The sequence below is a fragment of the Streptomyces flavovariabilis genome, from assembly GCF_000725785.1.
GTDB lineage: Bacteria > Actinomycetota > Actinomycetes > Streptomycetales > Streptomycetaceae > Streptomyces > Streptomyces hawaiiensis.
In genome coordinates this window covers 1-13,076 of sequence record NZ_JNXD01000027.1, presented here as the reverse complement: position 1 = coordinate 13,076, position 13,076 = coordinate 1, and the positions used below count along the sequence as shown (strand labels likewise).

At 70.7% G+C, this 13,076-nt stretch carries 9 protein-coding genes and 1 pseudogene; 8 read left to right on the top strand and 2 right to left on the bottom strand.

Annotation, left to right across the window (positions count from 1 at the left end; genetic code table 11):
- Window positions 1-73 precede the first annotated feature (73 nt).
- Window positions 74-709, bottom strand: coding sequence for a DUF6875 domain-containing protein (locus tag IO24_RS0134595; RefSeq protein WP_031142866.1), 636 nt, complete (start codon window positions 707-709; stop codon window positions 74-76).
- Between the two features lie 207 nt (window positions 710-916).
- On the opposite strand from IO24_RS0134595, the gene IO24_RS0134590 reads away from it, so the two are divergent.
- A complete protein-coding gene (locus IO24_RS0134590; RefSeq protein ID WP_031142863.1) occupies window positions 917-1,111 on the top strand; it encodes a ferredoxin in 195 nt (64 codons plus the stop codon).
- Between the two features lie 24 nt (window positions 1,112-1,135).
- Complete coding sequence (locus IO24_RS0134585) at window positions 1,136-2,431, top strand: cytochrome P450 family protein (protein WP_045296969.1); 1,296 nt, start codon at window positions 1,136-1,138, stop codon at window positions 2,429-2,431.
- Window positions 2,432-2,549: 118 nt separating this feature from the next.
- Here IO24_RS0134585 and IO24_RS0134580 read toward each other — a convergent pair whose 3' ends face one another.
- Window positions 2,550-2,879 carry a helix-turn-helix transcriptional regulator gene (locus IO24_RS0134580; RefSeq protein ID WP_031142859.1) on the bottom strand — a complete coding sequence of 110 codons (330 nt, stop codon included), beginning with the start codon at window positions 2,877-2,879 and terminating at the stop codon, window positions 2,550-2,552.
- A gap of 108 nt (window positions 2,880-2,987) precedes the next feature.
- Between IO24_RS0134580 and IO24_RS0134575 the strand changes: the two genes are divergently transcribed.
- The 6 genes and pseudogenes from IO24_RS0134575 (at window position 2,988) to IO24_RS0134555 (ending at window position 12,749) form a co-directional block, all read left to right on the top strand.
- Entirely contained in the window at window positions 2,988-3,392 is a 405-nt protein-coding gene (locus tag IO24_RS0134575; protein ID WP_031142857.1) for an STAS domain-containing protein, read from the top strand.
- A gap of 212 nt (window positions 3,393-3,604) precedes the next feature.
- A pseudogene (locus tag IO24_RS47865) lies at window positions 3,605-4,123 on the top strand (HAMP domain-containing protein); the annotation flags it as partial.
- 291 nt (window positions 4,124-4,414) lie between these two features.
- Complete coding sequence (locus tag IO24_RS41195) at window positions 4,415-7,699, top strand: HAMP domain-containing protein (RefSeq protein WP_078899599.1); 3,285 nt, start codon at window positions 4,415-4,417, stop codon at window positions 7,697-7,699.
- A gap of 103 nt (window positions 7,700-7,802) precedes the next feature.
- Complete coding sequence (locus IO24_RS0134565; RefSeq protein ID WP_420823260.1) at window positions 7,803-10,364, top strand: SpoIIE family protein phosphatase; 2,562 nt, start codon at window positions 7,803-7,805, stop codon at window positions 10,362-10,364.
- Between the two features lie 40 nt (window positions 10,365-10,404).
- Complete coding sequence (locus IO24_RS0134560) at window positions 10,405-11,088, top strand: TetR/AcrR family transcriptional regulator (RefSeq protein ID WP_031142853.1); 684 nt, start codon at window positions 10,405-10,407, stop codon at window positions 11,086-11,088.
- Window positions 11,089-11,165: 77 nt separating this feature from the next.
- On the top strand, window positions 11,166-12,749 hold the full coding sequence (locus IO24_RS0134555; protein WP_045297406.1) for an MFS transporter: 1,584 nt from the start codon (window positions 11,166-11,168) through the stop codon (window positions 12,747-12,749).
- Window positions 12,750-13,076 lie beyond the last annotated feature (327 nt).

Below are 13,076 nucleotides of genomic sequence, written 5' to 3'. Positions count from 1 at the left end.
GGCGGCGGGCCCCGAACCGGGGCCCGCCGCCTCGTGTGTCCGCGCGCCGACCGCCTGCGGCGCCGCCCCCCCGCTACGCGGGGTAGCCGTACGCCCGGGCCGCCCGCCGGTAGTGCTCCACCCGGAACCGGTCCTCGTTCTCCATCGCCTGCGGCGTGTAGAACTGGCCGAACTTCTCCCGGTACTTCTCGAACCAGTGCCGGTGCTCGGCCAGGAAGAAGATGTCGTGCAGCGCGATCGCGCGGATCGCCAGGACCGGCACCGGTGCCCTGCTCACCGCGAAGTCCGGGTTCCGGGCGGCCGGGACGTCACAGTTCTCGTGGAACTGGCCCACCATCAGGCCCTGTTCGACGAACTCGTCCTTCACGCGTATCTGCGCCTCGTCGAGCAGCTTCGTGTCCTCGGAGCGCAGGTCCGGCAGGGCCACCACCATCGCCCGCAGCATGGGGTTGCGCCCCTGCCAGGAGATCAGCCCGTACTCGCGCAGACTGCTGCGCGCGATCTCCTCGACGAGTTCGAGGGTGGGTGAGTGACCGACGAACCGCACCCGTGTCTCCATCGTCCGGTTCTTGCGCGAGGGCGCCACGAACGGGCAGACGGGGCCGATGCGGCCGATCTCCGGATGGCGGGCCGAAATGTATTCGGTCAGCCACGAGTCGACAGCGGCGAGCGTGGAGTCGATGCTGACGGCACTTTCACCGGAACTCATGAAATGCAGCCTCTCAATCAGCGCCGGCGGGCATGAATGGTCGTCGGCCTGTCCCGCTGGCGGGACAAAACCGAATGGGCCCGGGTGAGTTGCGACCAGCTTGCCCGATGGAAACTCCCTGCACTAGCGTCGACCGCACGGTGCCGATATCGATGACACGGCAGAATTCGTGCCCCCGTCCTCCAGAGAATCAGAGGAGCCGCACACGTGCGCATCAGCATCGATCGAGACGGCTGTATCGGCAGCGGCCAGTGCACGCTGACCGCCCCCGCCCTGTTCGCCCAGGACGACGTGGGCATCGTCTACGTGCTGCCCGAGGGCTCGGACGGCACGGACGACCCCTCGGTCCGCGAGGCCGAACTGGCCTGCCCGGTACAGGCCATCACCGTCGCCGAGGACTGACGTCACGAGGAGAAGCCGAAGCGCATGTCCACGTCTCCCCCTGTTCCGCAGAACGAGATCGACGCCGAACCGCACGCCATGGACCCGGATCTGATGGCCGATCCGTTCGGCGGCTACGGACGCCTCAGGGAACAGGCGCCCGTCGTGCACGGACGGTACCTCGACGGCACACCGGCCTGGTTCGTCACCCGGCACGACGACGTCCGCGCGCTGCTGCACGACCGCCGCCTGGTCAACACCCCGGCCTCGGTGCCCGGTGCGACGGACGACGACCCGCGGCTGAAGATGATGGACATGCTCGCCATTCCCGAGGAGCTGCGTCCCTACCTGATGGGGTCGATGCTCGACACCGATCCGCCCGAGCACACCCGGCTGCGCAAGCGGGTGCTGCGCGAGTTCACGGCCCGCCGGGTGATGGGCATGCGGCCCCGGATCGAGGAGATCGCCGGCCGGCTGCTGGACGCCCTGCCGCGGCACACCGCCGACGGGGCCGCCGACCTGCTCGCGCACTACGCCTATCCGCTGTCGATCCAGGTCATCTGCAACCTGGTGGGCGTCCCGGAGGCGGACAGCGACAAGTGGCAGCAGTGGGGCGAGGACCTGATCGCCATGCGGCCGGAACGGCTCGCGACCTCGTTCCCCGCGATGATCGAGCACACCCACCGGCTCATCGGGGAACGGCGTGCCGACCTCGGAGACGACCTGCTCAGCGGGCTCATCCGGGGCCAGGACTCCTCGGAGGGCGGCATCAGCGACGTCGAACTGGTCACGTTCGTGGTGACCCTCGTCCTCGCCGGTCACGAGACGACGGCCCACCTCATCAGCAACGGCACCGCCGCCCTGCTCTCCCATCCCGGTCAGCTCGCCCAGCTCCGCTCCGACCCCGAAATCATGCCCGGCGCGGTGCACGAGCTGATGCGGTGGTGCGGGCCGGTCCAGACGGGCAGGCTGCGCTACGCCGCCGAGGACATGGAGGTCGCCGGCACCCGGATCCCGCGCGGCGACGCCGTCCTCCTCGTGTTCGTCTCGGCCAACTTCGATCCGCGCCGCTACACCGATCCGGACCGCCTGGACCTGCGCCGGCACCCCGTCGGGCAGGCCGAGAACCACCTCGGCTTCGGCCACGGCATCCACTACTGCCTGGGGGCCTCTCTCGCCCGGCTCGAAGCCGAGATCGCCTTCGGCTCGCTGTTCGACCGCTACCCGGACCTGCGCCTGGCCCTGGAACCGGCCGAACTGGAACGGCGCGAACGTATGCGTCTGCCCGGGCAGTGGCGCCTGACCCGGCTGCCGGTGGTCCTCGGACCCGGCCGACCCTGAGCCCGCGCCCCTATGAGGGGCGGAAGTCCCGCCGTGGGTTCACGCCGCAGGGGGTCACTCCCGGGGCGCCCACGGCGAGAACGGCGGTGCTGCCCGCGAGCCGTACGGAAGCCGGTCGCTACCGAGCGACCGGCTTCTTCATGCGGTCCGTCTCGTCCTGTACGAGCAGGGAGAGCAGCGAAGCCACGGAGAGGCCGGCTTCGGCCGGGTGGCGCAGCACCTTGTCCGGCTCGATGCGGTACGTGTTCGTACGCCCGTCCCGCGTGTGGGAGAGGTAACCGTCCTGCTCGAGATCGGAAATGATCCGCGAGACGGCACGCTCCGTGAGCCGGCAGCGGGCGGCGATGTCACGGATGCGGGTGTTCGGGTTGTCTGCGATGGCTGCCAGTACGCGCGCGTGGCTGGTGATGAACGTCCATCCGGTGTGGGACTCGGGCACTCCGACCATGCCCTGCATTTTAAGGGGTACCGTTGTCGGAACGTAGATACGTGACATACTTTTCATGCAACAGATGACGTGCTCCCCGTCGGGGAGAGGCACAGAAGGAGCCCGAAGGTGCCCTGGGACGAGGCCGGCGCGCCGGCGCTCACGCGCGACGCCGGCGTCAAGCCGCTGCCGGAGCAGGCCCCCGCAATTCCCCCCGCCGGGGCTGCGGTGTCGCAGTACGCATGGCACGGAGCCTGGGTCGTCGTCGCCCGCGGCGCCTACGACATGGACTCGATCACGCCGCTGGCGGACGCGCTGGACGCGGCGGTCAGGAACCATCCGAAGGTGATCCTGGACGCCTCCGGCATCACCTTCGCGGACTCGTCGCTGCTGAATCTGCTGATTTTCACCCACCAGGCGGGCACCCTGCGCGTGGTCGCGCCGGCCCCGCAGCTCCAGCGGCTCTGCGAGATCACCGGAGTCGACAGCGTCCTGGAGACACGGGACTCGGTCGATGACGCCGCCGCCTCCTGAGCTGCCCCGAACAGGATCCCGGGGTCGGCCGAAGATGGCGGATCCTGCTTTGTTCAGGGCCTGAAACGTGGGTTAGCCTGCGGCGTATTTCCACATCACGCACACATCCGTGAATGCGGAAATGCATGCACGACAACCGGACCGCCCATCGGTCCGGGGGGTTCCGAGCCCTCGGTTCTCGAGGGCTCTTGGGGAGCGGAACGAGGGTGCGCATGACCAGCGACAGCACTGGGGTCGTCGATGCGGTGCCGGGCGACCAGGAGTTGCGGCGGCTGCTGGCCGGCCTGACAGCCGTACGCGACGGGGACTTCGGAACCCGGCTGCCGGACGACGCGGACGGCCTCATGGGCGACATCGCCACGGTCTTCAACGGCATGGTCGACCAGCTGTCGGTGTTCACCTCCGAGGTCACCCGGGTGGCCCGTGAGGTGGGTACGGAGGGGACGCTCGGCGGGCAGGCGGAGGTGCCGGGGGTCTCGGGCACCTGGGCCGACCTGACCGATTCGGTCAACGCCATGGCGGGCAACCTGACCACCCAGGTCCGCGACATCGCCCAGGTGGCCACGGCGGTGGCCAAGGGTGACCTCTCGCAGAAGATCGACGTGCCCGCCCGCGGCGAGATCCTCCAGCTGAAGGAGACCGTCAACACGATGGTCGATCAGCTGTCCGCGTTCGCCGACGAGGTCACCCGGGTGGCCCGTGAGGTCGGCAGCGAGGGACGGCTCGGCGGACAGGCACAGGTGCCGGGCGTGGCCGGCGTCTGGCGCGATCTGACCGACTCCGTGAACCACATGGCGGGCAATCTCACCAGCCACCATCAACACGATGGTCGATCAGCTGTCCGCGTTCGCCGACGAGGTCACCCGGGTGGCCCGTGAGGTCGGCACCGAAGGACGCCTCGGCGGCCAGGCGGACGTCAAGGGCGTCAAGGGCACCTGGCGCGATCTGACCGACTCGGTGAACTTCATGGCGGGCAATCTCACCGGCCAGGTCCGCAATATCGCCCTGGCACCATCAACACGATGGTCGATCAGCTGTCCGCGTTCGCCGACGAGGTCACCCGGGTGGCCCGTGAGGTCGGCACCGAAGGACGCCTCGGCGGCCAGGCACAGGTGCGCGGTGTGTCGGGGACCTGGAAGGACCTCACCGACAACGTCAACGTGATGGCGTCGAACCTGACCGGTCAGGTCCGCTCCATCGCCCAGGTCGCCACCGCCGTGGCGCGCGGCGACCTGTCGCAGCGGATCACCGTGGAGGCCGCGGGCGAGGTCGCGGCGCTGGCCGAGGTCATCAACACGATGGTCGACACGCTGTCGGCCTTCGCCGACGAGGTCACGCGGGTGGCCCGCGAGGTCGGCACCGAGGGACGCCTCGGCGGCCAGGCGCACGTGCCGAACGTCGCCGGTACCTGGAAGGACCTCACCGACAACGTCAACTCGATGGCCAACAACCTCACCGGCCAGGTGCGCAACATCGCGCTGGTGACGACCGCCGTGGCCAAGGGCGATCTCTCGAAGAAGATCGACGTCGACGCTCGGGGCGAGATCCTCGAACTCAAGACGACGATCAACACGATGGTCGACCAGCTGTCCGCGTTCGCCGACGAGGTCACCCGCGTCGCCCGCGAGGTCGGCACCGAAGGGCGCCTCGGCGGCCAGGCCGAGGTCGAGGGCGTCTCCGGCACCTGGAAGCGCCTGACGGAGAACGTCAACGAGCTTGCGGGCAACCTGACCCGGCAGGTCCGCGCCATCGCCGAGGTCGCGAGCGCCGTCGCCGAGGGCGACCTGACCCGCTCCATCACCGTGGAGGCGTCCGGCGAGGTCGCGGAGCTCAAGGACAACATCAACTCGATGGTGGAGTCCCTGCGCGAGACCACCCGGGCCAACCAGGAGCAGGACTGGCTCAAGACGAACCTCGCCCGGATCTCGGGCCTGATGCAGGGCCACCGCGACCTGCCCGTGGTCGCCGAGCTGATCATGGACGAGCTGGTTCCGCTGGTGTCGGCCCAGTACGGCGCCTTCTACCTCGCCGAGGACGGCGACGACGGCCCCGAACTGCGGCTCGTCGGCTCCTACGGTTACCCGGAGGAGAGCAGCCGGCCCTCCCGCATCGCCTTCGGCCGTACCCTGGTCGGCCAGGCCGCGCGCAGCCGGCGCACCATCATGGTGGAGGAGCTGCCGGACGGCTACGTGACCATCTCCTCGGGCCTCGGCCAGGTGGTGCCGACCGCGCTGGTGCTGCTGCCCATCGTCGTCGAGGGCCAGGTCCTCGGCGTCATCGAGCTGGCGTCGGTCACGCCCTTCACCCAGATCCACCGGGACTTCCTCGCGCAGCTGATGGAGACCATCGGCGTCAACGTCAACACCATCGTGGCCAACGCCCGCACCGACGAGCTGCTCGTCGAGTCGCAGCGCCTCACGGTCGAACTCCAGGCCCGTTCCACGGAGTTGCAGGTGCAGCAGGAGGAACTGCAGCGCTCCAACGCGGAACTGGAGGAGAAGGCCTCCCTGCTGGTGGCGCAGAACCGGGACATCGAGGCGAAGAACCTGCAGATCGAGCAGGCGCGCCAGGAACTGGAGACGCGCGCCCAGCAGCTGTCGCTGGCCTCGAAGTACAAGTCGGAGTTCCTGGCCAACATGAGCCACGAACTGCGCACCCCGCTCAACAGCCTGCTCATCCTCGCCCAGTTGCTGGCGCAGAACCCGTCCCGCAACCTCACGCCCAAGCAGGTCGAGTACGCGCAGATCATCCACTCCGCCGGTTCGGATCTGCTCCAGCTGATCAACGACATCCTCGACCTGTCGAAGGTCGAGGCCGGGAAGATGGACGTCACGCCCGAGCGGGTGACGCTCCGGCAGCTCATCGAGTACGTCGAGGCCACGTTCCGCCCGATGACGACGCAGAAGAGCCTGGACTTCACGGTGACGACCGCTCCCGGCGCGCCCGCGGACGTGCTCACGGACGAGTCCCGGCTGCGCCAGGTGCTGCGCAACCTCCTGTCGAACGCCGTGAAGTTCACCGAGCAGGGCGGCGTCGAGCTGAGCATCGAGCCCGCCACGGACGACGAGGTGCCCGAGGGCGTGGTCCGCGGCGCCGCCGTGGTGGCCTTCCGCGTCAAGGACACCGGCATCGGCATTCCCGAGCAGCATCTGGAGACGATCTTCGGCGCCTTCCAGCAGGCGGACGGCACGACGAGCCGGAAGTACGGCGGCACCGGCCTGGGCCTGTCCATCACGCGGGAGATCGCCCAACTGCTCGGCGGCGCCGTGTCGGTGCACAGCACGCCCGGGCAGGGCAGTACTTTCACGCTCTTCCTGCCCGTGGCCCGCCCCGACTTCGAGGAACTGCTCGGTCACGGCAGGTCCCCGGAGCGGGCCTTGGCCGAATTTGTGCCGCACGGACTGTCCGGCTCGGTGCCGGTGCCCCAGATCGGGCCGGGTCCCCGGCCCCGCCGCCTGCTCGTCGTGGAGGAGCGCTCACGCGGTCTGCTGACCCTCGTCGCGGAGAGCGTGGTCGCCGACCTGACGCACGGCCGTGCCGACGGCGCACAGCGGCCCGCGGTCGACATCATCACCGCCGTCGGTGCGCAGGAGGCGGCCGGGGCTCTCGCGTCGGAGCCGTGCCACTGTGTCGTCCTGGAGCTGGGCATGCGCGACGACGAGGCGTCCCGCTTCCTCCAGGCCCTGGAGGGCGACTCGGCCCTGACGAGTGTTCCGGTGCTGGTGCACAGCAGTCACCCCGCGGACGACCTGTCCCTGGACGAGACGCTGCGCTCCCGCTCGGCGGGCGGCGCACTGGAGCTGCTGTCCAGCCTCGACGAACTGCGTGAGCGCATCGCGTTGCACCTGTCCGCCGAGGAGCCCGGGGACGTGCTCTCCCTCGTCCGGACCGAAGGGGCGCAGCATCTGACGCCGCCCTCCGTCGACGACGCGGCGGCGGGCCGCACCGTCCTCGTCGTCGACGACGACGCGCGGAACCTGTTCGCGCTGAGCGGGATCCTGGAGCTGCACGGCTTCCGCGTCCTGCATGCGGAGAACGGGCGCAGAGGCATCGAGACACTGGTGAACAACCCGGATGTCGCCCTCGTGCTGATGGACGTGATGATGCCGGAGATGGACGGCTACACCGCGACGGCCGAGATCCGCCGGATGCCGCAGTACGCCGAGCTGCCCATCATCGCCGTCACGGCGAAGGCGATGCCGGGCGACCGGGACAAGAGTCTCGCCTCGGGCGCCAGCGACTACGTCACCAAGCCCGTCGACACGCGCGACCTCATGGCCTGCGTCCGCCGCTGGCTGCCCGCATGAGCACACCGGCGCCCGACCCGCTCACCGGCGGGCCGGGCGCCCCGCAGCGCCCGTCGTTCCGCGCCCCAGGGCGCTCCAGCCGAGGAGCATCCACACCGTGAGCATGTCCGAGCAGCCGCGCGAACCGGGCCGGGGCGGCGAGCCGAAGCGCGACCCGGCCCCCGGTCCGCGGTCTTCCCTGCCGTCGACGACGTCCGGCGCGTTGCCCCCGGCCCCCGACGACGAGTCGAAGACCCCCGACAGGGAGGCGGTGACTCCCGACGGGCAGCCGAAGCCCCCCGAGGGGCGGCAGGCGTTCCCCGACGACCCGCCTGCCGACCTCGAGGACCTCTCGCCCGCCTCCCCGGTGGGCCGGCTCGCCGCCACCGTGGAACGGCTCAGCCGGGAGGTGCGGGCCGCCCAGGCCGAGGCCGAGGGGCGGGCCCTGATCGAGCTCGCCAAGGGTGTCCTGGTCGAGCGGCTGAAGTGCGGGCCGGCCCAGGCCGCCCGGCAGCTCGCCCAGTTGGCCGAGCAGGCCCAGGTCACCGTCCTGGAACTCGCCGTCGACGTCATCAACCAGGCCGCCCGGGACCGGATGTCCGAGGTGACGGACGCCTTCCTCGCCGCCACCCGGGCCGCCGACGAGACCGAGACCGACTCGGCCGCCGTACGCCTGCGCGCCGCCGAGAGCGGAGTGCTGGCGGCGGACGACACTCAGGCCGTGGCCGACGCCCTGATGGAGCAGGCGCTGCGCCCGCTCGGCGCGGTGGCGGTGGCCATTTGGGCCGCCGGGGCCGACGGGTCGCTCACCCTGGCGGGCAGCGCCGGCTTCTCACCGGCCGAGGCCGCGCGCTGGCGTTACGTCCCGCCGGACGTGGTGACCGTGGCGCGCCGGGGCCTCATCGAGCGCGAGGGGCAGTGGATCACCACCCTCGGCGCGACCGGACTGCCCAGCATCGGCCTGCACCACCACCCGGACGGCGGCCGGGTCGCCCTGCCCGCCGGCACCGGAGGGCGTGTCCACGGTGTCCTGGAGATCGCCTGGCCGGCTCCGCTCGCGCAGCAGCCCCCGCAGATCGTCCGCCAGGTGGAGGCGCTGGCCGAACTGTGCGCCCACACCCTGGAGATGTACACGCCGCCACAAGGGGCGGCGCAGGAACCGCGCGTCCTGCCGGACGCCGCCGAGCTGATGGATCTGGCCGACGGGCTGCACGACCCCGCCCTCGTGCTGGTGCCGCACCTGGACGGCGACGGCCACCTGGTGGACTTCCGCATCCAGCACGTGAACAGCCGGTTCCTGGACCCCGCGGGCAGGCCGCGGGCGGTCGTGAGCGGCGCGCTGCTTCTGGAGGCCTACCCGATGGCCGCCGGGGACAGCGAGCTGTTCCAGCGCGTCGAGCGGGTCTACGCCACCGGTGAGCCCTTCCGGGCCCGCCGGATGAATCTCACCGCCCTCGTCGACCAGGTCCCCCTCTCGGCGGTCGCGGACATCAGCATCAGCCGCCACGGCATGTCCGTACTCCTCATCTGGCGTATCGAGGACGAGACGGCCCGCCTGGCGAGCCTGCTCCAGCACGCCCAGCGGCTCGGCCGCATCGGCGGGTTCGAGGAGAACGTGCTCACGGGTGAGATCACGTGGAACGGGCAGCTCTTCGACCTCTACGGCCGCCCGGAGACGAGCACGCCGGTGGCCCTGGAAGAGCTGCCGGCCCATGCCCACCCGGACGACGGCGTCTCCATCCGCCGCTTCCTGCGCACGCTGCTGCACCACCAGCGGCCGGCGGCCGCGGCCTTCCGGCTGCAGCGGCCGGACGGGGTGACCCGCCACATCCGGATCGTCGCCGAACCCGTGCTCGACACCGACGACCGGCTGCTCCTGATCCGCGGCGCCTACCAGGACATCTCGTCCCAGCACTGGACCGAGGTGGCGCTCGCCGCCACCCGCGACCAACTGGCGCACACCGAGCAGCAGGCCACCGAACGCAACCGGCTGACCCTGCAGTTGCAGCACGCCATCATGCCCCCCACCCAGGCACCGTTGCAGGTGTCCGGCCTCCAGGTGGCCGTCCGCTACCGGCCCGCGGAGACCGAGCAGTTGGTGGGCGGTGACTGGTACGACACGGTCGTCCTGCCGTCCCGGCTGGTGCTGCTGTGCGTGGGGGACGTGGCCGGCCACGGCATCGAGGCCGCCACCAGCATGGTCGTCCTGCGCAACGCGCTGCGCGGCCTGGCGGTGACCGGCGCCGGGCCGGCCCAGCTGCTGTCGTGGCTCAACATCGTGGCGCACCATCTGACGGGTGCCGTCACCGCGACCGCGGTGTGCGGTCTGTACGACCCGGTCCGGCGGACCCTGCGCTGGGCCCGGGCGGGTCACCTGCCGCCCGTGCTCGTCCGGGACACCGAAGCGGCTCCCCTGCCCCTGGTCAAGGGGCTGCTGCTCGGAGCGGTGCCCGAGGCCGTGTACGAGGAGACAGAGATCCAACTGGCCCCCGAAGACACCCTGTTGATGTACACGGACGGCCTGGTCGAACGCCGCGACCGGCCCGTGGAGGAGTCCCTGACCCACCTTCTGACCACCGCCCGCACGGCGCCCAGCACACTCGACCAGCAGCTGGACCGCCTCCTGACCTACAGCAGGTCGGACACCGACGACGACACGTGCATCGTGGGCATCCGGGTCGGGTAGGAATTTTTGCAGAGCATGCATCTTTGCGTACTATGAAAATATGACGGAGGGGAAGCCGGCTCCACTCGGGCTGCGCGAACGCAAGAAGCAGGCGACGCGTGCCGCCCTGGTGGCGGCCGCGGTGCGGCTGGCCGCGGAGCACGGGGCGGAGCACGTCACCGTCGACGCCATCAGTGAGGCGGCCGGGGTGTCCGCGCGGACGTTCTTCAACTACTTCGACTCGCGTGACGACGTCTTCGTCATGATCGGCGCGGAGTCGAGCGCGAGGGTGCGGCAGGCCGTACTGGCCGCCCCCTGTGAGGCCTCTCCGCTGACCGCCCTGCGTGACGCCATGGCGGCCGAACTGGCCGAGATCGAGCAGCAGCAGGAACTGTGGCGGCTGCACTCCGAGGTGCTGCGCCGCTCTCCCCATCTGCTCGCGCGCAGCATCGGCGCACACATGGCGGACGAACTCGCCCTCGCCGAAACGCTCGCCGAGCGCATCGGCGCCGGCTCGCCGCTCTTCTCCGGTGACGCGGAATCCGCGTCACCGGACGACGAGCGCAGGAGGCGGGCGCTGGACCTCTACCCGCGCCTGCTGGCCGCCGTCGGCGTCGCGGCGGTCCGGGTCGCCGTCGAGCACTGGTGCGTCCGGCAGGACGACGTGGCCTTCACGGACGTCTTCCGGGAGACGTTCGAGCACCTCGCCGCGGGACTCCCGGCCCCGCCACCGGCGGACCGGTAACCACCGTCCGCGCTCCCATCCGTGAAAGAGACCAAGTGAACACTTCAGCGGCGCCTGCCGAGGCGTCACCGTCCGCCATGTCCGACCGGCAGATACTCCAGGCCATGTCAGGGCTGATGGCGGGCATGTTCGTCGCCATCCTGGCCGGCACCGTGGTCTCCAACGCGCTGCCCCGGATCATCGCCGACCTCGGGGCAAGCCAGTCCTCCTACACCTGGGTCGTCACCGCCGAACTGCTCGCCATGACGGCGACGGTCCCGCTGTGGGGCAAGCTGTCCGACCTCTGCAACCAGAAGCTGCTGCTCCAGCTCTCCCTCGGCCTGTTCGTCGTCGGCTCGCTGCTGGCGGGCTTCTCCCACGACGTCGGGCTGCTCATCTTCAGCCGCGTCGCCCAGGGCATCGGCGCCGGCGGCCTCACCGCGCTCGCGCAGGTGGTGATGGCGGCGATCATCCCGCCGCGCAGGCTGGGCAAGTACGCGGGCGTCTTCGGTGCCGTGTTCGCCGTCGGGACCGTCGCCGGCCCGCTGATCGGCGGCGTCCTGGTGGACACCTCGTGGCTCGGCTGGCGCTGGTGCTTCTTCATCGGTGTGCCCTTCGCGCTGCTCGCCATCGCCCTGCTCCAGCGCACCCTGCACCTGCCCACCGTCCGCCGCGAGGCGAGAATCGACTACCTGGGCGCCTTCCTGATCGTCGCCGGTGTCTGCGCGCTGCTGATCTGGGTCACCCTCGCCGGAAACCGGTTCGACTGGGCGTCGTGGCAGACCGCCGCACTGACCGGCGGGGGAGTGGCGCTGCTGGTCGCCGCGGTGTTCGTCGAGGCGAAGGTCGCCGAGCCGGTCATTCCGCTGGGCATCTTCCGCAACCGCACGGTGACGCTGACCACCGTCGCCAGCCTGTTCGTCGGCGTCGCCATGTTCGGCGGTACGGTCTTCCTGTCGCAGTACTTCCAGGTCTCCCTGGGCAAGTCCCCGACCGTCGCGGGCCTGATGAGCCTGCCCATGATCCTGGGCCTGCTGCTCTCCTCCACCGTCGCCGGGCAGATCATCAGCGCGACCGGCCGGTGGAAGGCGTACCTCGTCGCGGGCGGCGTCACGATGACGGTGGGTCTCGGACTGCTGTCCACGATCTCCGCCGGCACCCCTTTCGCTCTGCTCAGCCTCTACATGGCGGTCATGGGCATCGGCGTCGGCATGCTGATGCAGAACCTCGTGCTGGCCGCGCAGAACGACGTCCCCGCGGCCGAACTGGGCGCCGCCACCTCGGTGCTGTCCTTCTTCCGCAGCATGGGCGGCACCATCGGCACCAGCGTGCTCGGCGCGATCCTGGCCAACCGTGTCGCCTCCGAGATGACCAAGAGCCTGGCGGGAGCGGGAGCCTCCGCGGGCGGAGACCAGGCCGGGCACGGCGGCGTTCCCGACATGACCACCCTGCCGGCACCGATGCGGGACATCGTCGAGCATGCCTACGGTGTCGCCACGGCCGAACTCTTCCTCGTCGCCACGCCGTTCGCCGCGCTCGCGCTGATCGCCGTGCTGTTCATCAAGGAGAAGCCGCTGAAGACCACGAGCGGCATGGAACGGCTCTCGGAGGAGTCCGCGGGCTCCGGCGAGACCATGGTCGCGGGCGGCGGCCCCCTTCCGCGCGTCGACGTGGACGCCTGACGGGCCCACAGGGGCGTCCGCGCATCGACGCGGACGCCGCCCGCTCCACCGGATTCAGCCGCGCTCCAGGACCACCGGCCCGGCCGGCTCCAGCGCCTCGCCGCGAACAGCCGCGGACGCAGCCGCTCGCACGCGTCCGCCGCCGCGTTCAGCGCGTCGGGGAGGGGCGCCTCCGGGGCCGACCGTTGTGTCGTCTCGACAGTACGGCCCGCGGAGTCCCGGCTCACGCTCCTAGAGGTTGTCCCGTATGGGGCGTGGGTTATCGGGCGAGGGCCAGGTTGTGTAGCCGGGCGATGCCGAGCATGGCCTGGTGAACGCCGTTGCCCT

Excerpts from the sequence above, each read along its gene's own strand:
- IO24_RS0134595 (WP_031142866.1), bottom strand. The coding sequence starts at position 709 with ATGAGTTCCGGTGAAAGTGCCGTCAGCATCGACTCCACGCTCGCCGCT.
- IO24_RS0134565 (WP_420823260.1), top strand. The coding sequence starts at position 7,803 with ATGTCCGAGCAGCCGCGCGAACCGGGCCGGGGCGGCGAGCCGAAGCGC.
- IO24_RS0134555 (WP_045297406.1), top strand. The coding sequence starts at position 11,166 with ATGTCCGACCGGCAGATACTCCAGGCCATGTCAGGGCTGATGGCGGGC.
- IO24_RS0134585 (WP_045296969.1), top strand. The coding sequence starts at position 1,136 with ATGTCCACGTCTCCCCCTGTTCCGCAGAACGAGATCGACGCCGAACCG.
- IO24_RS0134560 (WP_031142853.1), top strand. The coding sequence starts at position 10,405 with ATGACGGAGGGGAAGCCGGCTCCACTCGGGCTGCGCGAACGCAAGAAG.
- IO24_RS0134580 (WP_031142859.1), bottom strand. The coding sequence starts at position 2,879 with ATGGTCGGAGTGCCCGAGTCCCACACCGGATGGACGTTCATCACCAGC.
- IO24_RS41195 (WP_078899599.1), top strand. The coding sequence starts at position 4,415 with ATGGTCGATCAGCTGTCCGCGTTCGCCGACGAGGTCACCCGGGTGGCC.